We start from the raw sequence: 23,790 nt of genomic DNA, 5'->3' as shown, positions 1-23,790 counted from the left end.
CCGCTGATTAATGCTCTTGCTTCGAGAGTTCTTAGAGTTTCATCTGAATCGCTGTGAGAGTCCCGGCAATCGGTTACCGGTGGGTCAAATTCACTTGCCGGTAACAAATACGTGAGGGCTCCTCCGAAAACGCGGAGGAGCCCTTCGTGCAGCGGGGTTCAGGCCGTCTCGGCCCGGATCAGGAAGCGCAGCGAACGCGCCTCGGTGAAGTTCTCCCGCATCGGCCGCACCAGATCCCGGTGCTCGGCGGTGGCCTCCCAGGCGGTGAAGTCGTCCAGCGAGCGCCACTCGCTGGTGATCAGCCACTGCTCCGGATCGGTGGACGACTGGCACACCTGATCCCGCAGGTGTCCCGGCACGCCGCCGGCCACCAGATGGCGGATCTTCTCGTACGCCGCCAGGAACGCCTCCTGACGGTCGTCCGGCACCCGGATCAGGAAGACGATCCGGGCGCTCACGCGACGATCCCCGGCGGCGGTCCACCCGGGCCACCCGCACCGGGCGGGCCACCCCTGCCGGGCGGGGGACCGGCCAGCGCCGAGCTGAACTCGAACTTGTTCAGCACCGGCACGCAGCTGCCGTACAGGCCGTCGGCCGCCTCGCTGGTCAGGAAACCCACCACCGGGGCGACCAGCTCCGGGCTGATCGTGTGGTCGAAGTCCAGGTGCGGCCGGGCGGCCCGGACGTCCTCGGTGTCCGCGATGGTCATCACCACCGCGTTGGCGTGCACGTCCTTGCGCTTGACCTCGTGCGCGATCGACCGCATCCAGGTGAGCAGGGCGGCCTTCGCGGCGCCGTACGCGGAGAAGGCCGGCAGCGGCTCGGTGGCCAGCGGGGTGGCGAAGTAGACCAGCCGCCCGCCCTCGCCGAGGTGCGGCAGCACGGCGTGGGTGGCGATCACCGCCGACAGGAAGTTCGACCGCCACAGCTCCTCGTACGCGGCCGGCTCGGTCCGGAACAGCGGACCGACCGCGAACCCGCCGACCAGGTGGATCAGCCCGTCCAGCCGCCCGAACCGGGCCACCGCGGTGTCCGCCGCCCGGTTGATCGAGATCGGGTCGAGGGCGTCCGCCTCGGCGGTCTCCACCTCGCCGGCCCGGCCGTAGCGCTCGGCCAGCCCGTCCAGCTTCGCCTTGTTGCGGGAGGTGAGCAGGATCCGGTCGCCCCGGGTGGCGAGCAGGTCGATGATCGGCGGCGCCAGCTTCCCGGTCGCCCCGGTGATCATGAAGACGCTCATGTCGGCGCGTCCTCGAAGGTCGCCCGGCGGGTGGTGACGTGCTCCATGAGCGCCCTCTGGAAGAAGGTGCGGGCGCCGTCCGGCGAGCTCACGTCACGCTGGTGCCCGTCGGCCAGGTACTGGTTCAGCTCCCGCTCCAGCTTCTGCACGCTGGGCTGGCGGCCGAGGTGGGCCATCACCGACGGCAGGTTCCCGTCGATCTCGATCATGCGGATCACCAGACCGTCCTTCATGAAGATGGACGTGCTCAGCAGCCGGGTGCCGTCCGGCGTGACCCACTCCGGTGGCGCATAGGTGGCGAGCAGCTCCCGGACCTTGTCCTCGGTGCCGGGCCTGATCCGGAACATCACGGCGTACCGTTGCATCGCTTTTCCTCCGTTTGACGTGGCATGGGGCATCAGCCTGGCCGCAACGGCGCCGGGGGTCTTCCGCCGCCGGTCGGAAATGCCGTCTCCGGCGTGCGGATGACCGGCTCCGCCGCCTGGTGGAAGACGTTCCCATGGACCCGCCCCTAGCGTCGGCGAAATGAACGAGCGCACCTCCAAGGTGGTCATCGTCGGCGCCGGCATCGGTGGGCTCGCCGCCGCGGTGGCGCTGCGCCGGGCCGGGATCCCGGTCACCGTCTACGAACGAGCCGCCGAGCTGGGCCGGGCGCAGGCCGGGCACGGGCTGGTGCTCTGGCACAACGCGGTGCTGGCGCTGCGTGCGCTGGGCCTCGGCAAGGAGACCGCCGAGATCGGGTACGCGCTGGACCGGCACCAGTTCTGGACCTGGTACGGCCCCAACCTCGCCGACTGGCCGCTCGACGAGGGTGCGGCCCGCACCGGCGCCCCGGTCTACTCGGTGAGCCGCCCGGCCCTGCACCGGATGCTGCTCGACGCGGCCGGCGGCGACGTGGTGCTCGGCCACACCTACGCCGGTCACACCGAGGACGACGACGGCGTGACCGTGCGGTTCGGCAACGGGCGCACGGTCCGGGCCGGGCTGCTGGTCGGCGCGGACGGGCTGCGGTCGGGGGTCCGGGCCGCACTCATGCCGTACGAGCCGCCGCCCGTCTACGCCGGCTTCACCGCCTTTCAGGGCGTGATCGACACCGGCGTGCCGGGCGTGCGCGACCACGCGTTCGTCAGCACCTGGGGCCGTGGCCGGTGGTTCGTGTACTACCGGCTCGCCGACGGCCGGATCTACTGGGACGGCATCCTGGGCGACCGCCGGGTCCGCCGCCTGTCCGGGGTCGGCGGCGGTCGCCGGGAACTGCTGCTGGGCGAGTTCGCCGGCTGGCCGGCCCCGATCACCGGCCTGATCGAGGCCACCGGCGAGGAGGGGATCGTCCCGGCCCACATCTTCCACCGCCCGCCGGTCGACCGGTGGAGCACCGGCCGGGTCACCCTGCTCGGCGACGCCGCCCACCCGATGACCTTCAACCTCGGCCAGGGCGCCGGGCAGTCCGTCGAGGACGCCGTGGTGCTCGCCCAGTGCCTCGGCCGGAGCGGAGAGCTCGCCGAGTACGAGCGGCGCCGCGCCGGCCGGGTCCGGCGGATAGCGAACCGGTCCCGGGCCAACGGCGAGTTCACCCGCTGGCACAGCCTGCCGGCCTGCCTGTTCCGGGACGCCTTCATGCGCCTGACGTTCGACCGGCTGGTGCGGCGCAAGACGTACCAGCTGACCATGCGCGTCGACTTCGTTGATTCTTAGGAGGACACCCATGCACCCGCCCACCCCCACCGGAGTCAGCCGGACCGCCGTTCTGATCGCGCAGGCCCGGGCACGCGAGGGCCGCCGCAGGGACCGGATGTTCATCGACCAGTACGCCGGACCGCTCGCCGCCGCGGCCGGCTGGATCGGCAACCTGAGCCGGGCCGGGATGCTCGTCGAGGACCACTTCGTGCTGCGTACCCGGTATTTCGACGACTACCTGACCACGGCGCTCGACGACGGCATCCGGCAGGTGGTGCTGCTCGCCGCGGGGCTGGACAGCCGGGCGTACCGGATGCTGTGGCCGGACGGCACCCGGGTCTTCGAGGTCGACCTGCCGGACCTGCTCAGCTTCAAGAACGAGGTGCTGGCCAGGCGGGGCGCGGTGCCGTCCTGCGAGCGGGTGCCGGTGCCGGCCGACCTGCGCGAGGAGTGGCCGGGCGCGCTGCGGGACGCCGGCTTCGACCCGGAACTGCCCACCGCCTGGCTGGTCGAGGGCCTGATGGTCTACCTCACCGCGGCGGACAACGACCGCCTGCTGGCCCGGATCGGCGCCCTCAGCGGCACCGGCAGCAGGCTGGCGATCGAGCACGTGAACCAGGCGTACAGCGAGCATCCGCGGATGAAGCCTGCGCACAACCGGCTCGCCGCCACCGCCGCCTCCTGGCAGTCCTCCGTGGAGGATCCGGTCGCCTGGCTGGCCGGGCACGGCTGGCGCGGCCGGATCACCGGGCAGGCGGAGATCGCCAAGCGCAACGGCCGGGACATCCCGCCGATCGCCGACGTCACGGTGATGGGCGACGCCCGGCTGTGGCTGGTGGACGCCGTCCAGGAGGGCGCGGACCGGTGAGAACACATCTGTTCACCTCCGAGTCGGTCACCGAGGGACACCCCGACAAGATCGCCGACCAGATCAGCGACGCCGTACTGGACTGCATGCTGGCCGGTGACCCGGCGTCCCGCGTCGCGGTCGAGACGCTGATCACCACCGGGCAGGTCCACGTGGCCGGCGAGGTGACCACCCAGGCCTGGGTCGACATCCCGGCGGTGGTCCGCTCGACCCTGCTGGACATCGGGTACGACTCCTCGTACAAGGGTTTCGACGGCGCCACCTGCGGGGTGAACGTCGCGATCGGCACCCAGTCGCCGGACATCGCCCGGGGCGTCGACCGGGCGCTGGAACGGCGTACCGGGGACGGGGACGATCCGCTGGACGCACAGGGCGCTGGCGACCAGGGCCTGATGTTCGGCTTCGCCTGCGACCAGACCCCGGAGCTGATGCCGCTGCCGATCGCCCTGGCGCACCGGCTGGCCCGCCGCCTCGGCCAGGTCCGCCGCGACGGGACGATGGCCTACCTGCGGCCGGACGGCAAGACCCAGATCACCGTCGAGTACGCCGGCCGGCGCCCGGTGCGGCTGCACACCGTCGTGGTGTCCAGCCAGCACGCGTCCGGCGTCTCGCTGGACGGGCTGCTCACCCCGGACGTGCGTGAGCACGTGATCGAGCCGGAACTGGAGGGCCTCGGCCTGGACGTCGACGGCTACCGGCTGCTGGTCAACCCGACCGGGCGCTTCGAGGTCGGCGGCCCGATGGGTGACGCCGGACTCACCGGCCGCAAGATCATCGTGGACACGTACGGCGGCTGGGCCCGGCACGGCGGCGGCGCGTTCTCCGGCAAGGACCCGTCCAAGGTGGACCGGTCCGCGGCGTACGCGATGCGCTGGGTCGCCAAGAACGTGGTGGCCGCCGGGCTGGCGGCCAGCTGCGAGGTGCAGGTGGCGTACGCGATCGGCGCCGCCCGCCCGGTGAGCCTGTCGGTGGAGACGTTCGGCACCGAGAACGTGCCGCCGGAACGGATCGAGAAGGCCGTCGGTGAGGTGTTCGACCTGCGCCCGGCCGCGATCTGCCGGGATCTCGGCCTGCGCCGCCCGATCTACGTCGGCACCGCCGCCTACGGCCACTTCGGGCGGGAGCTGCCCGAGTTCACCTGGGAGCGCACCGACCGGGCCGCGGATCTGAAGGCGGCCGCGGCCTGAGCCGGTAGCGTGCGAATCCGGATTCACTTATCGTCGGTTCATGACGACGCACGCGGAACTGCGGGTGCCCACCCGGTTCGGCGCCGACCGGGAGTGGTCCGAGCGGGCCGCCCGCCCGCTGCGGCTGGTCACCGGCCCGGGAGCGAACCCCACCGGGGAGGAACTGGCCGCGCTCGGCGCCGGCCTGATCCGCCGCGACGAGCTCGCCGCCGAGCTGGTCCGGGCGGTGCGGCCGAACGAGCTGCACCGGGCGCTCGCCGCCGGCCCGGACGGCGACGTGCCGGAGCCGCTGCGGGCCTTCTACGACGCGGTCGGGCGGCGGCCGTCCTGGGTGGACGACACGTTGCTGGCCCACGGCGCCGAAGCCTGCCGGACGTTCGGCATGGACGCCGGCCTGGTCCTGGCGTACGGGTCGCTGCTCGGCGGCTACCGCACCGCGGCCGCGCTGGAGCCGCTGGTGCGGACCGGGCGGCTGGCCGGCGGCGAGACGCTGCGCCGGATCCAGGAGACCTCGATCTGGTGGCGCGCGGTCACCGCACCGGGCGGCCTCGACCCGGGCGCCGAGGGCTACCGGATCAGCCTGCACGTCCGGGTCATGCACGCGCTGGTCAACGCCCGCCTGGAGGCCGATCCGGCCTGGGACTGGGAGCTGCGCGGCGTGCCCGTCAACCAGTACGACCAGGCCAGCACGCTCGGCGTCTTCAGCACCAGCTTCCTGCTGCACCTGCGGCTCCTGGGAGTCCGGGTGTCCCGCCCCGACGCCCACGCGGTGATGCACCTGTGGAGCTACATCGGCTGGCTGATGGGTGTCGACGAGGACTGGCTGCCACACACCGAGCGGCGCGGCCGGCGGCTGCTCTACCACTTCCTGTCCCACGATCCGCCGCCGGACGGCAACAGCGTCGCCCTGGCCCGCGCGCTCATCGACATGACCGACGACGTGACGACCGGCTGGCGGCGCCGCTACGAGCGGGAGCGGGCCCTGTCGGTGAGCTGCTGGCTGCTCGGCCGGGCCGCCCTGCGCGACCTCGGCCTGCCCTACCGCCCGCCGTGGTACGGCCTCGCCCGGATAGGCGCGAACCTGCTGGTCAGCCAAGGCCTCGGCCGGCTGCCCGGAGGCCGCGCCCGGCTGCTGGCCCGGTCCGAGCGGCAGGCACGGGCCCAGTTCCGCCGCTGGGGCGCCACCCTCCCGCCCGGCCTCCCGCCGGGCTGACAGAAACGTGCCAGAAAACCGGCAGACGCCCGTGACAGCCTGAGGACGTCGCCGGGACGAGACACGGCTTCGGATGGGGTGTGACCGCGGGTGTGGCCGATCGACGAGTCTGCTCGTGACGGGGGCGACCGAATCGCCCGCCTGCTCAGCGCGTACCCGCTGATCGACGGGCACAACGATCTGCCCGACGCGCTGCGCACCCTGGCCGGAGGCCCGGTCTCCCCGGCCGAGCTGGAGAAGTTCGCCCTGGACCAACCGCATCCACGGACCCGCACCGATCTGCCGCGGCTCACCGCGGGACGGGTCGGCGCCCAGTTCTGGTCCGTCTACGTGCCCGGCGACCTGCCACCGGCCGCCGCCGTGGTGCGCACCCTCCAGCAGATCGACCTCGTCCACGAGATGACCCGGCTGCACTCCGGCCGGCTGGCGCCGGCGCGGACCGCGGACCAGGTGGAGGCGGCCTTCCGGGCCGGGCGCATCGCCGGGCTCATCGGGGCCGAGGGCGGCCACAGCATCTGCGACTCGCTCGCCGTCCTGCGCATGCTGGCCCAGTTGGGCGTACGGTATCTGACCCTGACCCACAACCAGAACGTCGCCTGGGCGGACAGCGCCACCGACGTACCCCGGCTCGGTGGCCTGAACGACTTCGGCCGTGCGGTGATCGCCGAGATGAACCGGATCGGCATGCTGGTCGATCTGTCGCACGTCGCCGACACCACGATGCACGACGCCCTGGACGTCAGCACCGCGCCGGTGATCTTCAGCCACTCGTCGGCGCGGGCGCTCTGCGGCCACCCCCGCAACGTGCCCGACGACGTGCTGACCCGGCTGCCCGGCAACGGCGGCGTGTGCATGGTGACCTTCGTCCCGGCGTTCCTGACCGCCGACCGGTGGGCCTGGGAGCGGCAGCCGGACGGCCCGCCTCCACCGGTGACGGTGGAGCAGGTGGCCGACCACGTCGAGCACGTCCGTGCGGTGGCCGGGATCGAGCACGTCGGCATCGGCGGCGACTTCGACGGCTGCGGCGACATGCCGGCCGGGCTCGACGACGTGTCCGGCTATCCCCGGTTGTTCGGGGAACTGGCGGCCCGCCGCTGGTCCGACGCGGACCTGGCGGCGCTGGCCGGCGGCAACGTGCTGCGGGTGCTGCGGGCCGCCGAGACGGTCTCCGGCGGGCAGTGACAGCCGAACCGGGCACGCCACCCGGTCAGCTCGGTGCGTTCCCGGACGCCCAGCTCCTGAAAGACCTCCCCGGCCGCCGCCCAGTCCCGGTGCGCGGCATCGTGATCGCCGGCCGCGCGGCGTGCCGCGCCCAGATCCCGCAGCGTCCGCGCCCGCCCCAGCTCCATCCCGATGGCCCGCCACTGCTCGGCGGCCGACTCCAGCAGCCTGATCGCCTCGGCCGGACGGCCGGCCGCCAGATGCAGCTCACCGAGGGTACGGGTGACCAGCGCCGTCCCGTACCCGTCGCGCCGCCCGGTGGTGGTGGCCAGCGCGGTCCGCAGCGGATCGCGGCCCCGCTCCGGATCGCCCTGCCGGATCCACACCTTGGCCAGCGCCTGCGCCGTGTAGGCGGCCAGGTGCGGATCGCCGATCCCGGTGGCGATGGCGTGCGCCGAGGCACAGTGCTCGGCGGCCTCGGCCAGCTCGCCGCGGGCCCGGTGCACCAGGCCGATGCCGCGGATCGAGATCAGCTCGCCGCGCCGGTGGCCGATCCGCCGGTACCGCTCCAGTGCGGACGCGAAGTGGCCCAGCGCTACCGCGTCGTGGCCCAGCTCCCGGTGCGCGAAACCGAGGCTGTAGTGGGCGTGCGCCACCCCGGCGTCGTCACCCAGCCGGTCCAGCATCTCCCGGGCCCGGTTGATCTGCGGCAGCGCGACGGTGTGCTCGCCCAGCTCCCGGCCCACGGTGCCGAGGCCGTTCAGCGCCACCGCCTGGCCGTGGTCGTGCCCGGCCGCCTCGAACAGCCCGGCCGCCCGGGAGAAGTGCTCCCGCGACTCCGGGAACCGGTCCTGGGCATAGCGCAGCTGGCCGATGCCGCACTCCATGGCGGCCTCGGCGAGACGGTTCCCGGCCCGGCGGGCGGCCACGCTGACGGCGGTGTGCGTGCGCTCCCAGCCGTCGAAGTTGTTCCGGGCCGCGAACGACGCGAACACCAGCGCGTCGGCCAGCCCGCACGCCGGCTCGACCAGGTCCAGCGCGGCGGCCCGCTCCACCGCGGCGATCAGGGCCGGCTCCTCGTGGGCGAACCAGCAGTTCAGGTCGACCCGGTCGATGGTGGTGGCCCAGTGCGCGGGCGGCTCCGGCAGGCCCGCCGGGTGGTAGAGCCGCGGGGTGGCCACCGGAAGCTGCTCGGCCAGGCGCTCCACCAGGCGCAGCAGCGCGGCCAGCGCCCCGGTCACGGTCGCCCGGGCGGCCTCCGGTTCGGCCCGGCTCAGCTCACCGGCGTACAGGCGGACCAGGTCGTGCATGCGGTAGCGGATGCACGACCCGTCCGTGCCGATGACGTCCAGCAGCCGCGCGTCGGTGATCTCCTCGACCAGGTCGCCGGCCTCGTCCAGACCGGTGCCGAGCAGCGCCGCCACGGTGAGCGCGGTCAGCGACGGCGGGTCCAGGTTGCCCAGCGCACGGAAGGCGACCTGGGCCCGCGGGCTCAGCCCGCGGTAGCCGACGGCCAGCCCGGCCCGCACCTCCATGTCGTCGACGGCCAGCTCGTCCAGCCGGCGGCGCTCGTCGTCGAGCCGGTCGGCGAGCTGGGCGACCGCCCAGTGCGGCCGGGCCACCAGCCGGGCGCCGGCCACCCGAACGGCCAGCGGCAGCCGCGCGCACAACCCGATGAGGCGGGCGGTCTGCTCCGGATCGGCGTCCGTCCGGGCCGCGCCGATCACCCGGGTGAGCAGCGCCCACGCCTCGCCCAGCGACATCATGCCCAGCTCGACCCGGCCGGTGGCGGGCACCGTGGCGAGCCGGAACCGGCTGGTCACCAGCAGCGCCGACCCGGCGTCCCCAGGTAGGAACGGATGAACCTGCCGGGCCCGGACCGCGTCGTCGACGACCACCAGCACCCGGCGGCCGGCCAGCTCGGCCCGGTAGCGCGCCTCACGCTCGCGGAGGTCCGGGTTGCCCTGCGCGTCCGCGTCGGTGACGCCGAGCATGCGCAGCAGCCGGCTCAGCGCCTCGGCCGGCTCCAGCGGGTCGGCGCCGCCGACGTCCAGGAAGAGCAACCCGTCCGGGTAGTGGTCCCGGACGGCGTGCGCCACATGCACCGCGAACGCCGTCTTCCCGGCGCCGCCAGGCCCGGAGACCACCACCACCGGGCTGGCCCGGGGCGCCCGCAACGCCGCCACGGTCTCGGCCACCCGCTCGGTGAAACCGGTGTAGTCGGGCAGGTCCGGAGGGAGCAGGAACGGCTTCCCGGCCGCCTTCGGAAGCGCGGGCCCGGCACGCTCCGGCACGGACGCGGCGGGTGAGCGCAGGATGGCGGTGTGCGCTTCGCGCAGCAGCCGCCCGGGTTCCGCCCCCAGCTCATCGACGATCCGGTTGCGCGACCGGGCAAAAAGATCAAGAGCCTCGACGGTACGCCCGGAGGCGTGCAACGCACGCATCATGGCCGCGATCAGCGGCTCACACAGTGGATCCCGGGTCAGCGCCGCGGCCAGCCGGTCGACCGCCTCGACGGGCCGGCCCCCCTCGACCGCGGCCGCCGCCCAGTCGGCCAGCGCCGCGAGCCGCTGCTGCTCCAGGCTCTCCCGGGTCAGCCGGGCCCACTCGCCGGGCAGCCCGGCCAGCGCCTCGCCACGCCACAGCCCGAGCGCCTCGTCCAGCGCGGCGAGCCGGTCGCCGGGCCGGGCGGACCGGGCCGACTCGAGCAGCTCACGGAACCGGAACAGGTCCACCGCGCCGTCCGGGACCTGCAACGTGTAGCCGCCGGACCAGCGGACCAGGGTGACACCGGTGCTGTCCTTGACCACCCGGCGCAGCCGGGCCACATAGCCGTAGAGCGCGCCACGGGCGTCGGCCGGCGGCCCGTCACCCCAGAGCCGGTCGATCAGCGTCTCGAAGGTGACCGGGTGCCCGCCGTCGAACAGCAGCGCGGCCAGCAGGTGCCGTTGTTTGAGCGCGCCGAGCGCGACGATGCGTGCCCCCTCGGATGCATCCACCGGACCCAGCAGCCGGAACCGCACCACACCCCCTCGGACACGGACCTCGCGCCGGCCAAGCCTAGGACGGGGAATCGTCAGCGTCTATGTCGTTCTTGATCCCGCGCCACCGGGGTGTGCCAGGATCGGGTGATGGCTGACCTCTTCCAGGTACGCATCGCGGTCCGTGGTTACGAGCTGGACCTACAGGGCCACGTCAACCAGGCGGTCTATCTCCAGTACGGCGAGCACGCCCGCTGGCAGTGCTTCCTCGCCGCCGGGGTCGGCCCCGACGTGCTGGTCCGCGCCGGTGTCGGGCCGGTGGTGCTGGAGACCACGATCCGCTACCTGAAAGAGCTGCGGGCCGGCGACGAGGTGGACGTGACCTGCCGATTCGTCTGGGGCGACGGCAAGACGTTCCAGGTCGAGCAGGACTACACCCGGGCCGACGGGGTGCCGGTGGCCCGGGTGACCGGGGTCGCCGGGCTGATGGACCGGACGACCCGGCGACTAGTCACCGACCCGGCCGGGCGGCTGCGGGAGCTGGCCACCGACCCATCCTGGCTCGGCGTCTGACACGGCGGCGGCGGTCGCCCACCGCCGCCGCGCCGTCGGATCAGGTCCCGGATCCCTGCTGAGTGCCCTGCTGTCCGCTGCCGGTGTCGCCGGAGCCTTGCTGGCCGCCCGTGTCGCTGGAGCCTTGCTGGCCGCCCGTGTTGCCGGAGCCTTGCGGGGCGCCGCCCGGGAATCCGCCGCCACCCCGCATCCCGCCCCCGCCGCGCATGCCGGGCCCGCGCTGCCCGGTGCCGTCCTGCCGGGTGGTGGTGGCCGGAGCGGTGTCCCTGTCGATCGCCGTCATCACCCCGGCCGTGACCCCGGAGCTGGCGATCGCGGTGATCAGCACGGCGGCGATCAGCACCAGCTTCGGGCTCCGGCCGAACCGGCCCTTGGCCGCCGGCGCGGCTGCCGGCGGAACCGGCGGGCCGGGCGGGAACGGGCCGGTCGGTGCGGTGCCACCCGGATCACCGGCCGACGGCGCCACATGCTCGACCGGCTGGACCGCGGCCGGTTCGGTCTCGACCGGCTGGGTCTCGACCGGCTTGACGTCCACCGCGGTGGGCGGCTCGTCCGGGGTGGTCTGTCGCACGGCGTCCGGGGCCCACGGATCGACGGCCTCGGTGGCCGGCTCGGCATCCGGGTTGATCTGGTCTTTCGATGTCATCTTCGTGGCTCCTTGGCTGGTCCCGAAGACCATCGTGCGGAGCCTGCTTGTGCGGAGTCTGTGCCGCGATTGAGGGATGACTGTCAGACCGCTACGTGACCGTCGTGGACCCTTCGGACGACTCGAGGGCTCTCCGGGACGGCCGTCCGTTCACCGGCATCCGGCGGAGGTGCCACTGCCGATCGGTCCGGCCCGCTCCGACGGGTGACCGGTATTGCGGCGAACCCGGGCGTGCGAGATTGTCGCGCGTGTTCGAGGAGGCCCCCATGGAAGAAGCATTCGAGGCGTACGCCGCCGGTCACGCGGACGGCTCCGCCGGACTGCGCGACCGGCAGCGCGCCGACCATCCGGAGACCGGCGACGACTACCGGATCGGCGTCGTCGACGGCAGCGTCGCGGCGTTCCAGGCGGAGCTGGTCGCCGAGGTCCGCCGGCTGCTCGGCGAGAACCGATGACCAGCGCCACGCGGAGAAAACCGGGGGCCGCTTTGGCATCTCCCCGGTGGCTCGGCTAAGGTTCATCCGTCGCCAGGGAAACCGGCGCGGCACGCGGAAGTGGCGCAGTGGTAGCGCATCACCTTGCCAAGGTGAGGGTCGCGGGTTCGAATCCCGTCTTCCGCTCGGAGAAGGCTGTTGCTGATCATGTGCATCGGCCGCCACGGTGGAGTGGCCGAGAGGCGAGGCAACGGCCTGCAAAGCCGTGTACACGGGTTCAAATCCCGTCTCCACCTCGCATCACCAGGGCGATTGGCGCAGCGGGAGCGCGCTTCCTTGACACGGAAGAGGTCACTGGTTCGATCCCAGTATCGCCCACGAGTAGTCGTTATCGAGCCGGATGCCCGTTTTGGGCATCCGGCTCGATCTGTATCGATGGCTTTTGAGCTGCGGTTGTGCGTAGGGCCACGACGGTTCGGTCGACGAGCCTGAAACGCTGCTCGACCAGGCCAAGCCGCAGCAACGGAACGTAACTGTCATTCGAGTCCGGCGCGCCGGACTCGCGACAGATCCGGGCGCCTGAGCGGCGTGCCTCCCTGCGGGGGCGCCGGCGCGTTGACCGGCTCCTCGACGAGGACGAGCCGATTGATGTCAGGTGATAGCTTTCGGAGGAAGACGGTTGCGCATCCGTCGTGGTGGGCCGCCAGATTGTCAGCCTTTCCACCCGTCCTGGGAGAGATGCGATGACGAACAACAGCAAGCCCTCGGGCGCCGCAGGTCTCGGGATCTGGGCAAATCTCGGGGTCTGGATCGCGTTCGGCGCTGCCTTCGGCCTTCTCTTCGACGTCGTCGTCGGGGGTTTTTTCGACAACGCCATTCTCGGTGCCGGGCTAGGTTTGTCCCTGGGGTCGGGCCTGGCTGTGGCCGCCTGGGCCGTCTTCATCGCGGGAAGGAATGCCCGCGGCGAATCCTGAGCGTCGCGCTCGAGGATGGGTGGGGTTCTCGTTTCCGTGCGGCGGCGAACCGCTGATACCGCCACGATTGGGCCTTGAGCTGCGCTTCAACCCGACCCTGCGCCCACCCACGGCCAGCCCTGTAGCGATCCGTCACCCCGGAATTGAATTGACAATGATCATTGTCGGCTGTGATGATCTGGGGCCTCAGTAGGACAATTCACCCGGGGGAATCGGTGCGCAAGCAATTTCGTTGGTCTGCATCCCGTTGGCTCACCAGCGCGATCATGGTCCTGGTCACCACTGCGGCCGGCCTGGTCTTGACTTCTTCGCCAGCATCCGCCTCTGTCTACCACTCGACGTTGCAGCTCTGCACGCCTGGTGACGACAGGGTCGTCATCCCGATGGGCAAGACCTGGAGCTTCAGCCCGGTGCACGCCACGAGCGATTTCACGGTCGACGCCAACGACTACTCGTTCCGGACCTGCAGTTGGACCGGCACCAACCACACTTACGAGTACAAGTGCGGCCGCGAAGACGCCAACGGCTGGACGATCAACCTCGTCGCGCGCTGGAGCGGCTCGGAACATGACCGGGTCGTTCATCAGGTCGTCTGCGACCGCCAGGTTCACCGGATCAGCTGGAACAGGACGCACCGGAACAGCGCTGCCGTGCACTTCCATCTGTGGGCGCCCAGCGGCAGCGGCTGTGATTCCAGCTGCAACAGCTACCTGTACGAGTGGTGGGCGAAGGTCAGCTGACGAACCCGGTGACCGACAGCGCATGACGACATTTTGAGAAGAGGGCCGCCCGAGGGGTGACCAGCAGCGAAAACGCGTCACGCACCGCCGTGTCGTGGGAGCCTGACGGCATGTCCACGCCCGCGCCGGCGATGCGCAAACGAATCGCCGCTGAATTCCTCGGCACCTTCTGGCTGGTCTTCGCCGGCTGTGGCTCGGCTGTTCTCGCCGCCGCGTTCCTCAGCCCCGCCGACGTGCAGCTCGGTATCGGCTTTCTCGGAGTGGCGCTGGCGTTCGGATTGTCCGTGATGACGATGGCGTACGCCGTCGGGCACATCTCGGGCGGTCATTTCAACCCGGCGGTGACCGTCGGTCTGGCCGCGGCCGGCCAGTTTCGCTGGCGCGACACACCGGCCTACATCGTGACCCAGGTCGTCGCGGCGATCGCCGGCGCCGGTGTGCTGTTCGTCATCGCGTCCGGCAAGCCGGGTTTCGACGCCGTCGAATCGGGCTTCGCGACAAACGGGTACGGCGACCGCTCACCCGGTGGCTACTCGCTGCTCGCCGCACTGATCACGGAGGTCCTGCTGACCGCCGTGTTCCTGTTCGTCATCCTGGGCGCGACGGACACCCGGGCGCCGCGCGGCTTCGCGCCGATCGCGATCGGTCTCGGCCTCACGCTGATCCACCTGGTCAGCATCCCGGTGACGAACACCTCCGTGAACCCGGCACGATCGATCGGCCCGGCGCTGTTCGCGGGCGGTGACGCCCTCGGCCAACTGTGGCTGTTCATCGTCGCGCCCCTCGCCGGCGGCCTCATCGCGGGGGCCGCCTACGGGCTGCTGCTCGGGCAGAACGAGCCGTCCGCCTCCCTCGAAAGCGCCACGCGAGCCTGACCGGCGGGCGGTTCCGCGAGGGCGGGTGGGTGCCCACGGTGGCGGTGTCGTGGTCGCCTACGTGGCAAGTAGCCGTGGTGGCCGCGCACGCGGCGCCTTCCGTATGCGGTCACCACGGGCGCCCGGTTCAGCCGAGCAGGGCCTCGGCGGCCTCGATGTCGGCGGACTCGACCGCGGCGGTCGAGCCGAAGATGACCACGGCCTCGTAGTAGGTCCAGGCCAGGCTGTTGCAGGCGGGGCGGACGGCGGCGGAGTAGGTGCCGCACTTGCGCTTGAGATCGGCGTAGAAGGCGTCGTCGAGGCGGGACTTGTTGGCGGAGAAGGCGCCCACCGCCTCGTAGTTGCCGTACCCGAAGTCGTGCCGCTGGCAGGCGAGGGTGAAGTCGAAGCCGAGCGGCTTGTCGGGGCTGGCCGTGCAGTAGTTGGTCTCCCAGTCGAACCCGTAGGCGGCCCAGGCGGCCTGGTTCTGCCGGGCGGCGTTCCAGCTGTTGTAGGAGTCCGCGCTGTTCTGCGTGAAGGAGGCGAGGACCTGGAGCTTCTCGGCGGGGGTGACGGCGTACGCCGGGGTCGTCACGCCGAGCAGGACGGTCACGGAGGCGACGGTGGCGAGCAGCGCGCGGAGGGGGTGTACGCGGGTCATCGAATGCTCCTTCGGGTGGGCAGGGCTACCGATCGGTAACGCCAGATCAGTAAGGCTCGATACGGCGCCTGCCGGGAACCCCAGAAGCCGATGACCGGGGGCTCAGGGGGGCGTCTAACGGGTGAACAGGGAGACCCGTTACACAGAAGTGGATGTTTTGCCAGGTCAGAGCCCTGCATGAGGGTACCCTAAGTCCGCTTTGCCCGGTTTGTCGAGGGAGGCGGCATTGATCTCAACCTAGGTTGAGGTTTTAAAGTCGCTCTGGCCTGCCGTCGATCTTGGCTGACGGAATCGAAGCGCGAGTTAGGAAGCGACCATGAACCGCCCCCTGCGAGTTGCCGTCATCGGAGCCGGCCCGGCCGGTATCTACGCCGCCGACCATCTGATCAAGGCATCGGAGACGGTCACCGTCGACATCTTCGACAAGCTGCCGACCCCCTACGGTCTCATCCGGTACGGCGTGGCCCCGGACCACCCACGGATCAAGGAGATCGTCAACGCGCTCTTCCGGGTCCTGGACAACCCCCGGATCCGGTTCATCGGCAACGTCTCGTACGGCGTCGACGTGAAGCCGGAGGAGCTGAACCGCTTCTACGACGCCACGGTCATCTCCACCGGCGCGGAGAAGGACCGGTCCCTCGACATCCCGGGCATCGACCTGCAGGGCAGCTTCGGTGGCGCGGACTTCGCCTCCTGGTTCAACGGGCACCCGGACGTGCCGCGCGACTGGCCGCTGGAGGCCCGTGAGGTCGCCGTCATCGGCGCCGGCAACGTGGCCATCGACGTCGCCCGGATCCTCGCCAAGACCGCCGACGAGCTGCTGGTCACCGAGATCCCGGACAACGTCTACCAGGCGCTCAAGTCCAGCCCGGTCACCGACGTGCACCTGTTCTCCCGCCGTGGCCCGGGCCAGGTCAAGTTCACCCCGCAGGAACTGCGCGAGCTGGACCACTCGCCGAACGTCGAGGTGATCGTCCACCCCGAGGGCATCGAGTTCGACGAGGCCAGCCTCGAGGCGATGCGCCAGACCCGGCACATCAAGATGTGCGTGGACATCCTCCAGAACTGGGCCGTCCGCGACCCGCGGGACCGTCCGCGCCGCCTGCACCTGTACTTCCTCCAGGCCCCGGTCGAGGTGCTCGGTGAGGACGGCAGGGTCGTCGGCCTGCGTACCGAGACCCAGGAGCTGACCGGCGACGGCTGGGTGCGCGGCACCGGCGAGTTCACCGACTGGGACGTGCAGGCCGTCTACCGTGCGGTCGGCTACCTCAGCACCGCGCTGCCGGACCTGCCGTTCGACACCCGCACCGGCACCATCCCGCACGCCGCCGGCCGGGTCATCGACCTCGACGGCGAGCACGTCCCCGGCACCTACGTGGCCGGCTGGATCAAGCGCGGGCCGGTCGGCCTGATCGGCCACACCAAGGGCTGCTCCGGCGAGACGGTCGCCAGCCTCCTGGAGGACCAGGAGCAGGGCCGGCTGCCGCTCGCCCCGGAGGGCGACCCGGACGCCCCGGTCACCTACCTGGAGCAGCGCGGCCTGCCGATCACCACCTGGGCCGGCTGGCAGCTCCTGGACGCCCACGAGATCGCGCTCGGCGAGCCGCACGGCCGCAAGCGGATCAAGGTCGTCGACCGCGACGAGATGACCGCCATCTCGCGCGGCTGAGCCGCTAGCCGGACGGGGGCGGGATCCGGCGGCGGACGTCCTCGGCGGTGCTGGCGCCGGGTTCCCACGCCGCCACCCAGGGCTTGTCCGCCGGCGGGTGGATCACCCCCTCCTCCAGGAACGCGTACCGGCCGCCGAGCACCCGCTCGGCGGCCTTCGCGTCGAGGGCGTCGGTGTTGTCCCACAGGGCGGCCAGGTGCGCCTCGGCCCGCAGCCGCGACTGTCGGCAGAACAGGTCGGCCAGCTCCCGGCCGGCGGGACGGTCGTCGCGCTCGGCGTGTGCCCGGGAGACCACCGCGGCCATCGCGAACAGTTCGGCGCCGATGTCCACGATCCGGCCCAGGAACGCCTGTTTGCGCTCCATCCGGCCCTGCCAGCGGGACATCGCGTAGAAGGTCGACCGGGCCAGCCGCCGCGAGGTGCGTTCCACCCACCGCAGATGGTGCGCCAGGGGACCGAATTCCCCGTACGCCGAAGGGTTTTGCCCCGAACCGACCGTGAGCGTGGGCAGCCAGCGTGCGTAGAACGCCCCGGCTCGCGCCCCGGCGCGGGCCTTGCGGGCGAGATCGGCGTCCGGGTCGATGATGTCGCCGGCCACCGACAGGTGTGCGTCGACCGCCTCCCGGGCGATGAGCAGATGCATGATCTCGGTCGAGCCCTCGAAGATCCGGTTGATCCGCAGGTCGCGGAGGATCTGCTCGGCCTCGGCGGCCCGCTCGCCGCGGGCGTCCAGCGACTCGGCCGTCTCGTAACCGCGGCCGCCGCGGATCTGGATCAGCTCGTCGGCCACCAGCCACGCCATCTCGCTGGCGAACAGCTTGACCAGGGCGGCTTCGATCCGGATGTCGTTGCGATGGTCGTCGGCGATCCGGCAGCAGAGGTCGAGCATGGACTCCATGGCGTACGTCGTGGCGGCGATGAAGGCGATCTTCTTGGCCACCGCCTCGTGGTCACCGACCGGGCGGCCCCACTGGACGCGGTCGGCCGACCACTCCCGGGCGATCGCCAGCGCCCGCTTGCCGGCGCCGACGCACATCGCCGGCAGCGACAGCCGGCCGGTGTTCAGCGTGGTCAGCGCGATCCGCAGACCCTTGCCGAGGCCGCCGATCACGTTCTCCGCCGGCACGAACACGTCGTGGAAACGGGTCACGCTGTTCTCCAGGCCGCGCAGCCCGAGGAACGCGTTGCGCCGCTCGACCGTGATGCCCGGCGCGTCGCCCTCCACCACGAACGCGGTGATCCCCTTCTCCGGGACCCGGGCCATCACCACGAGCAGGGTGGCGACCGTGCCGTTGGTGGCCCACAGCTTCACCCCGTTGAGCCGGAAGCCGCCCTCCACCGGCTCGGCCACCGTGCCCAGCCGGGCCGGGTCGGAGCCGACGTCCGGTTCGGTGAGCAGGAACGCGGACACCTCGCCGGCCGCCAGCCGGGGCAGGAACGCCCGCTTCTGCGCCTCGGTGCCGAACAGCTTGAGCGGCTGCGGCACACCGATCGACTGGTGCGCGGAGAGCAGCGCGGCCACCGAGGCACTCACCGAGCCGGTCATGGTCAGCGCCTTGCAGTAGTGCAGGTTGGACAGGCCGAGGCCGCCGAACTCCTCGTCGATCTTCATGCCGAAGGCGCCCAGCCGGGCGAGGCCCTGGAAGACCTCGTCGGGGATCCGCGCCTCCCGCTCGATCCGGGCGCCGTCCACTCCGGACCGCAGGAACTCCTCCAGCCGGTCCAGGAAGTCGGGCCGGGGCGGCGCTGCCGGCGGTGGGTCGATCAGGTCGAGCCGAAACCGGCCGAGGAACAGCTCCTTACCGAAGCTGGGGCGGGCCCACTCGGACTCGCGGGCGGCCTCCGCGGTCTGGCGGGCCTGCTTCTCGGAGACGTCGGTGGTTTTGCGCTGAGTCGTGCTCATGGCATTCCCCCCTCGGCGGAACACGTTACTCGCGGGTCACCCTGATAGGGAACTCCCGGCAACGTCCGCTTCGTCAGCTTATGGGTGATGTCGCGTACCGGAAACCATGAGCACTCTCTTGGCAAATTCTTAGGAATGGCTTCTAGGGTCAAATAATGCTGAGCGTGGCGGTCGTGCCGTGATGACGGTGCTCCGCGCGGAGGGAGCCGAGACACCGGAACCCCCTCCGGAGGAGCGGAAGAGCCGATGGAACACCGCTGATCTGCGTCGCCGGGTGCTCATCGGGGCGATCGTGGTGTGGGCCGTGGCGATCACGGTGCTCGTGGCCGTACGCGATGGGGGTGATGACGGCACGCCTGCCGGGACCGCCCCGTCGGCCGCGCCGTCCGCCTCGGACGCGCCCCTCACCGTGGCGCAGATCTACCAGGCACTCACCCCGTCGGTGGTGGTCATCGAGACCACCGGGCACGACTCGCGGGCCCATGCCGAGGCGGGCAGCGGCACCGGCGTGATCGCCAACGCCGACGGCACCGTCCTGACCGCCCTGCACGTGGTCGACGGCGCCGAGACGATCGAGCTCACCTACGCCGACGGCACCCGGGCCGCGGCCAAGTTGCGGAGCGAGGACCCGTCACGGGACATCGCCATGCTCACCCCGGAGAAGCTGCCGGAGACGCTGGTCCCGGCGGTGCTCGGCGGCGGCGCCGCGGTCGGCGACGACGTGGTGGCGATCGGCAACCCGCTGGGGCTGGTCTTCAGCACCACCAGCGGCGTCGTCTCCGGGCTGAACCGGAAGCTGAACGGCGACGATGGAGGGCAGGGCATCGAGGGCCTCATCCAGTTCGACGCGGCGGTCAACCCCGGCAACTCGGGCGGACCGTTGATCAACGACCGCGGGCAGGTGATCGGGATCGTGATCGCGCTGGCCAACCCGAGCGGCGCCGGCACCTTCATCGGCATCGGGTTCGCGGTGCCGATCGGGGCGGCTCTCGGCGGCACCGGCGAGGGCGACGGACAGTCGCCTCCCCTCTGACCCTCGCTTTTCAAGATCAAGGATGGACGAATGAGCTGGACCGACGCCCCGCCCGCCTCCGCCGGCCCGATCGAGAAGGTGCTGTACGAGGTCAAGAAGACCATCGTCGGCCAGGACAACCTGCTGGAACGGCTGATCGTGGCACTGCTCGCCCGCGGGCACATCCTGGTCGAGGGCGTGCCCGGCCTGGCCAAGACGCTCGCCGTGAAGTCGCTGGCCGAGGCGATCGGCGGCGACTTCCACCGGGTGCAGTTCACCCCCGACCTGGTGCCCGCCGACATCATCGGCACCCGGATCTACAACCAGCGGACCGGCGAGTTCCAGGTCCAGCTCGGTCCGGTCTTCACCAACCTGCTGCTGGCCGACGAGATCAACCGGGCGCCCGCCAAGGTGCAGAGCGCGCTGCTGGAGACCATGCAGGAACGGCAGGTCACCATCGGCCGGGAGACCCACAAGCTGCCCAGCCCGTTCCTGGTGATGGCCACCCAGAACCCGATCGAGAACGAGGGCGTCTATCCGCTGCCCGAGGCCCAGGTCGACCGGTTCATGATGAAGGTGGTCGTCGGCTACCCGAGCGTGACCGAGGAGTTCGTGGTGGTCGAGCGGGCCCTGGCCCGGGCCGCCGCGATCCAGGCGATCATCGACCCGGAGATCCTCACCGGGCTCCAGGAGGAGGTCGACCGGGTCTACGTCGACCCGTCGCTGATCGAGTTCGCGGTCAACCTGTCGCACGCCACCCGTGACCCGGCCCGGGTGGGGCTCACCGACCTGGCCCGGTACGTCACCTTCGGCGCCAGCCCGCGGTCCTCGATCAGCCTGGTGCTGGCCTCCCGGGCGCTGGCCTACATCCGCGGCCGCGAGTACGTGGTGCCCGAGGACCTCAGCGACCTGGCCCTGGACGTGCTGCGGCACCGGCTCGTGCTCTCCTACGAGGCGCTCTCCGACGAGGTCACCGCGGATCTGATCATCGCCAAGATCCTGGCGAACATGACGTTCCCGGAGCCGGCGGGCCGGACTCGATGACGACGGCCCCCGGTCGGCTGCTGCGGCGCCTGGAGTGGAAGCTCGGGCGCCGCCTCGACGGGCGCCTGCAGGGTTCCTACCGGACCGTGTGGCACGGGGCCGGGCTCGACTTCACCGACCTGCGGGCCTACACCTCCGAGGACGACGTCCGGCACATCGACTGGAACGTGACGGCGCGGGTGGACGAGCCGTTCGTGCGGTTGTACACCGAGGACCGTGAGATGACGGCCTGGCTGGTGATCGACCGGTCGGCGTCGATGCGCTTCGGTGGGGGTGCCGGTAAGGAGTCGACCGCGGCCGATCTTGCGATCAGTATCGGGCGGTTGATCTCCCAGGGTGGCAACCGGGTCGGGGCGATCCTGTTCGACAACGCTTCGCAACGGGTGATCCCGCCGCGGACCGGGCGAGACCAGATTTTGCGAATCGCGCGCGACCTGACCAGAGATGTCGCGAAAAAGTCGGATAAAACGACGGACCTCGCGGCCATGCTCAACCTGGCCGCCACGACGACTTCGAAAAAGCGCAGCCTCGTCTTCGTGATGTCCGACTTCATCGGCGACCCCGGCTGGGACCGCCCGCTCGCCCGGCTCGCCCACCGCCACGAGGTCGTCGTCATCCGCGTCGTCGACCCCGCCGAGCTGGAGCTGCCCGACCTCGGCCTGATCCTCGTCGAGGACGCCGAGACCGGCGAACAGCTGCTCGTCGACACCAGCGACCCGCTGCTGCGCGCCCGCCTCACCGAACAGGTCGGCGCCCACGAGCGGGAGGTCGCCGAGGCCATGCGCCGGGCCGGCGTCGACCCCCACCGGATCACCACCGACCAGGACATGCTCGCCACCCTGGTCGACATGGTCCGGCGTTCCGGACGGAGGCCCCGGTGACCTTCCTCTACCCGGCCGTCATCGCCGTCGCCGTCCTGCTGAGCGTCGCGGCGGTAGCCGGATACGTCGCGCTCGCCAAGAGGCGTGCGGCGGCCCTGGAAGCGGCCGGCTTCACCACCCTGACGAAGCGGCGGCACCTGCCCTACGCCCTGATCCTCGCCGCCCTCCCCGTCATGCTGATCGGCCTGGCCCGCCCACAGGCCGAGGTCGCCGTGCCCCGGGTCGCCGGCACCGTCCTGCTCGCCTTCGACATCTCCAACAGCATGTCGGCCGGCGACGTCGCCCCGAGCCGCCTGGCCGCCGCCCAGCAGGCCGCGAAAGGCTTCGTCGAGGACCAGCCGGACACCGTCGACGTCGGCGTACTGGTCTTCGGCAGCGAGGCCCTGCTCACCCAGGCGCCCACCGACGACCACGCGGCCGCCGTCGCCGCCATCGAACGGGTCTCGCCCAGCGGCGGCACCTCCCTCGGCAAGGCCATCCTGGTCGCGCTCGGCGCCATCACCGGCAAGCCGGTCAGTCTGCCTGATCAGAACGGTGCCGCGCCCGACCTCGGCTACTGGCCGTCGGCCACCATCGTGGTCTTCTCCGACGGCGAGGAGACCGGCGGTCCCGACGTGCAGGCCGCCGCCGAACTCGCCGCGGCCGCCGGCGTGCGGATCCAGACCGTCGGCGTCGGCACCGCCAAGGGCGGCACCGTCGAGGTGGACGGCTTCCAACTGGCCACCGCCCTCGACGAGACCCTCCTGACCGCGGTCGCCCAGGTCACCGGCGGCACCTACCACGCGGCCGGCGACGCGGGCGCGCTCGCCGCCAGCACCGGCTCGATCGACCTGCGGCTCACCACCGAGAAGGAGCCGCTCGAGCTGACCGCGCCGTTCGCCGCGGCGGCCCTGCTGCTCCTCACCCTCGGCGGGCTGCTGGGCGTCCGCTGGCACGGAAGGATCATCTGATGTCGCTGAGCTGGCCGTGGGCGCTGCTGGCGGTGCTGGCCGTACCGCTCCTGCTGACCGCCCGCTGGTGGCTGAACCGGCGCCGCAAGCGGACCGCGGTCACCGTCTCCAGCATCGCGCTGATCCGCGCCGCCCTGCCCGGCCGCACCGCCTGGCGCCGCCGGATCCCCGTCTATCTGTTCCTGGCCGGACTGTTCGCCCTGGCCGGCGGCGTGGCCCGGCCGCAGGCGTCGGTCACGGTGCCGTCCAACGACACCACCATCCTGCTCGCCATCGACGTCTCCGGCTCGATGTGCAACACCGACATCGCCCCGAACCGGCTGGCCGTCGCCGTCGACGCGGCCCGCGAGTTCGTCGAGGCCCAGGAGGGCGACACCCGGATCGGCCTGGTCGCCTTCTCCGGCATCGCCGGCCTGCTGGTCGCGCCGACCGCCGACAAGGCCCCGCTGCTGGAGGCCATCGAGAACCTCAAGACCGGCCGCGGCACGGCCATCGGCCAGGCCATCCTCACCTCGATCGACGCGATCGCCGAGATCAACCCCGAGGTGGCCGGCACCGGCGTCGAACTGCCCGAGACCCCGGACGGCACACCGATCGACTACCAGCCGGACACCATCGTCGTCCTCACCGACGGCTCCAACACCACCGGCGTCGACCCGGTCACCGCCGCCCAGCAGGCCGCCGCCCGCCGGCTGCGCGTCTACACGATCGGCTTCGGCACCACCGACCCGCAGCAGATGGTCTGCACCCCCGACCAGATCAGCGGCGACTCCGCCTTCACCGGCGGAAGCTTCGGCGGAGGCGGCTTCGGCGGCGGCCGGGGCGGTGGCAACCGCGAGATCGACGAGGAAGCCCTGACTCGGGTGGCCGACCTGAGCGGTGGCCGCTACTTCAAGGCCGAGGACGCCGAACAGCTCACCGACGTCCTCGCCGACCTGCCCCGCGAGTTCGGCCTCACCAAGCGGGACGTCGAGATCAGCGCCTGGTTCCTCCTCCTGGGCGCCCTCCTGGTCACCGCAGGCGTCACCCTCTCCCTCTGGTGGAACCGCGGCCCGGCTCTGCGTCGCCCTTAAACCCTTTTCCGGTACGGGGTGGAGCGCCCCCCAACCGCATCCACCCCGTCCC

Annotated in this window: 22 protein-coding genes, 3 tRNA genes and 1 pseudogene; 19 read left to right on the top strand and 7 right to left on the bottom strand. The window is 71.6% G+C overall.

The annotated features are described in order from the left end of the window. Positions 1-158: 158 nt before the first annotated feature. Genes IEZ13_RS01955 through IEZ13_RS01945 form a run of 3 tightly spaced genes read right to left on the bottom strand, consistent with a single transcriptional unit; the run spans position 159 to position 1,602 of the window. On the bottom strand, positions 159-458 hold the full coding sequence (locus IEZ13_RS01955) for an antibiotic biosynthesis monooxygenase family protein (protein WP_183216018.1): 300 nt from the start codon (positions 456-458) through the stop codon (positions 159-161). Then, the gene (locus tag IEZ13_RS01950; protein WP_183216016.1) at positions 455-1,237 is read right to left on the bottom strand and encodes an SDR family NAD(P)-dependent oxidoreductase; all 783 of its coding nucleotides are present in this window, start codon (positions 1,235-1,237) and stop codon (positions 455-457) included. Before IEZ13_RS01950 ends, IEZ13_RS01955 begins: the two co-directional genes overlap by 4 nt. Next, a complete protein-coding gene (locus IEZ13_RS01945; protein WP_183216014.1) occupies positions 1,234-1,602 on the bottom strand; it encodes a SchA/CurD-like domain-containing protein in 369 nt (122 codons plus the stop codon). The genes IEZ13_RS01950 and IEZ13_RS01945 overlap by 4 nt, the downstream gene beginning before the upstream one ends. 160 nt (positions 1,603-1,762) lie before the next feature. Here IEZ13_RS01945 and IEZ13_RS01940 point away from each other — a divergent pair, with 160 nt between their 5' ends. The 5 genes from IEZ13_RS01940 to IEZ13_RS46265 all read left to right on the top strand — a co-directional run bounded on the left by IEZ13_RS01940 (position 1,763) and on the right by IEZ13_RS46265 (position 7,364). After that, complete coding sequence (locus IEZ13_RS01940; protein WP_183216012.1) at positions 1,763-2,932, top strand: FAD-dependent oxidoreductase; 1,170 nt, start codon at positions 1,763-1,765, stop codon at positions 2,930-2,932. 10 nt (positions 2,933-2,942) lie between these two features. After that, positions 2,943-3,782, top strand: coding sequence for an SAM-dependent methyltransferase (locus IEZ13_RS01935; protein ID WP_183216010.1), 840 nt, complete (start codon positions 2,943-2,945; stop codon positions 3,780-3,782). Beyond that, positions 3,779-4,969, top strand: coding sequence for a methionine adenosyltransferase (metK, locus tag IEZ13_RS01930; RefSeq protein ID WP_183216008.1), 1,191 nt, complete (start codon positions 3,779-3,781; stop codon positions 4,967-4,969). The genes IEZ13_RS01935 and metK overlap by 4 nt, the downstream gene beginning before the upstream one ends. 40 nt (positions 4,970-5,009) lie before the next feature. Further along, positions 5,010-6,182: an oxygenase MpaB family protein gene (locus tag IEZ13_RS01925; protein WP_183216006.1), complete on the top strand. Its 1,173-nt coding sequence runs from the start codon at positions 5,010-5,012 to the stop codon at positions 6,180-6,182. Between the two features lie 90 nt (positions 6,183-6,272). Next, on the top strand, positions 6,273-7,364 hold the full coding sequence (locus IEZ13_RS46265) for a dipeptidase (protein WP_229794407.1): 1,092 nt from the start codon (positions 6,273-6,275) through the stop codon (positions 7,362-7,364). A 101-nt stretch (positions 7,365-7,465) separates the two neighbouring features. On the opposite strand, the pseudogene IEZ13_RS01920 reads toward IEZ13_RS46265, so the two are convergent. Next, a pseudogene (locus IEZ13_RS01920) lies at positions 7,466-10,078 on the bottom strand (ATP-binding protein); the annotation flags it as partial. Positions 10,079-10,474: 396 nt separating this feature from the next. Here IEZ13_RS01920 and IEZ13_RS01915 point away from each other — a divergent pair. Beyond that, entirely contained in the window at positions 10,475-10,897 is a 423-nt protein-coding gene (locus IEZ13_RS01915; RefSeq protein WP_183216002.1) for an acyl-CoA thioesterase, read from the top strand. Between the two features lie 40 nt (positions 10,898-10,937). On the opposite strand, the gene IEZ13_RS01910 is transcribed toward IEZ13_RS01915, so the two are convergent. After that, positions 10,938-11,543, bottom strand: a complete 606-nt coding sequence (locus tag IEZ13_RS01910; RefSeq protein ID WP_183216000.1) for a hypothetical protein — start codon at positions 11,541-11,543, stop codon at positions 10,938-10,940. Positions 11,544-11,809: 266 nt separating this feature from the next. Here IEZ13_RS01910 and IEZ13_RS01905 point away from each other — a divergent pair, with 266 nt between their 5' ends. The 7 genes from IEZ13_RS01905 (at position 11,810) to aqpZ (ending at position 14,566) form a co-directional block, all read left to right on the top strand. Continuing rightward, on the top strand, positions 11,810-11,998 hold the full coding sequence (locus tag IEZ13_RS01905; protein ID WP_183215998.1) for a hypothetical protein: 189 nt from the start codon (positions 11,810-11,812) through the stop codon (positions 11,996-11,998). A gap of 93 nt (positions 11,999-12,091) precedes the next feature. Continuing rightward, positions 12,092-12,163, top strand: a tRNA-Gly gene (locus tag IEZ13_RS01900). A 39-nt stretch (positions 12,164-12,202) separates the two neighbouring features. Beyond that, positions 12,203-12,273 (top strand) — tRNA-Cys (locus tag IEZ13_RS01895). 10 nt (positions 12,274-12,283) lie between these two features. Then, a tRNA-Val gene (locus IEZ13_RS01890) sits at positions 12,284-12,355 on the top strand. A 365-nt stretch (positions 12,356-12,720) separates the two neighbouring features. After that, the gene (locus IEZ13_RS01885; RefSeq protein ID WP_183215996.1) at positions 12,721-12,951 is read left to right on the top strand and encodes a hypothetical protein; all 231 of its coding nucleotides are present in this window, start codon (positions 12,721-12,723) and stop codon (positions 12,949-12,951) included. Between the two features lie 266 nt (positions 12,952-13,217). Further along, positions 13,218-13,691: a hypothetical protein gene (locus IEZ13_RS01880; protein ID WP_183215994.1), complete on the top strand. Its 474-nt coding sequence runs from the start codon at positions 13,218-13,220 to the stop codon at positions 13,689-13,691. Between the two features lie 110 nt (positions 13,692-13,801). Beyond that, on the top strand, positions 13,802-14,566 hold the full coding sequence (aqpZ, locus tag IEZ13_RS01875) for an aquaporin Z (protein WP_203833613.1): 765 nt from the start codon (positions 13,802-13,804) through the stop codon (positions 14,564-14,566). Positions 14,567-14,693: 127 nt separating this feature from the next. Here the strand turns inward: aqpZ and IEZ13_RS01870 are convergent, their stop codons facing one another. Then, positions 14,694-15,206: a phospholipase gene (locus tag IEZ13_RS01870; protein ID WP_183215992.1), complete on the bottom strand. Its 513-nt coding sequence runs from the start codon at positions 15,204-15,206 to the stop codon at positions 14,694-14,696. Positions 15,207-15,522: 316 nt separating this feature from the next. Here IEZ13_RS01870 and IEZ13_RS01865 point away from each other — a divergent pair, with 316 nt between their 5' ends. Further along, positions 15,523-16,875 (top strand): FAD-dependent oxidoreductase, encoded by a 1,353-nt coding sequence (locus IEZ13_RS01865; protein WP_183215989.1) that lies wholly within the window; start codon positions 15,523-15,525, stop codon positions 16,873-16,875. A gap of 4 nt (positions 16,876-16,879) precedes the next feature. Here IEZ13_RS01865 and IEZ13_RS01860 read toward each other — a convergent pair whose 3' ends face one another. Continuing rightward, positions 16,880-18,778: an acyl-CoA dehydrogenase family protein gene (locus tag IEZ13_RS01860; RefSeq protein ID WP_183215987.1), complete on the bottom strand. Its 1,899-nt coding sequence runs from the start codon at positions 18,776-18,778 to the stop codon at positions 16,880-16,882. A 181-nt stretch (positions 18,779-18,959) separates the two neighbouring features. Here IEZ13_RS01860 and IEZ13_RS01855 point away from each other — a divergent pair, with 181 nt between their 5' ends. Genes IEZ13_RS01855 through IEZ13_RS01835 form a run of 5 tightly spaced genes read left to right on the top strand, consistent with a single transcriptional unit; the run spans position 18,960 to position 23,738 of the window. Next, the gene (locus IEZ13_RS01855) at positions 18,960-19,811 is read left to right on the top strand and encodes a S1C family serine protease (RefSeq protein WP_183215985.1); all 852 of its coding nucleotides are present in this window, start codon (positions 18,960-18,962) and stop codon (positions 19,809-19,811) included. A gap of 30 nt (positions 19,812-19,841) precedes the next feature. Next, complete coding sequence (locus IEZ13_RS01850; protein WP_183215983.1) at positions 19,842-20,834, top strand: AAA family ATPase; 993 nt, start codon at positions 19,842-19,844, stop codon at positions 20,832-20,834. Continuing rightward, positions 20,831-21,715, top strand: a complete 885-nt coding sequence (locus tag IEZ13_RS01845; RefSeq protein ID WP_183215981.1) for a DUF58 domain-containing protein — start codon at positions 20,831-20,833, stop codon at positions 21,713-21,715. The genes IEZ13_RS01850 and IEZ13_RS01845 overlap by 4 nt, the downstream gene beginning before the upstream one ends. Then, complete coding sequence (locus IEZ13_RS01840; protein ID WP_183215979.1) at positions 21,712-22,665, top strand: VWA domain-containing protein; 954 nt, start codon at positions 21,712-21,714, stop codon at positions 22,663-22,665. Before IEZ13_RS01845 ends, IEZ13_RS01840 begins: the two co-directional genes overlap by 4 nt. Beyond that, a complete protein-coding gene (locus tag IEZ13_RS01835) occupies positions 22,665-23,738 on the top strand; it encodes a VWA domain-containing protein (RefSeq protein WP_183215977.1) in 1,074 nt (357 codons plus the stop codon). The genes IEZ13_RS01840 and IEZ13_RS01835 overlap by 1 nt, the downstream gene beginning before the upstream one ends. The last annotated feature ends 52 nt before the right edge of the window (positions 23,739-23,790 follow it).

Origin of the sequence: Actinoplanes campanulatus, from assembly GCF_014647795.1 — a bacterium.
Taxonomy (GTDB): domain Bacteria; phylum Actinomycetota; class Actinomycetes; order Mycobacteriales; family Micromonosporaceae; genus Actinoplanes; species Actinoplanes campanulatus.
This window is presented reverse-complemented; position numbering and strand designations above follow the sequence as displayed.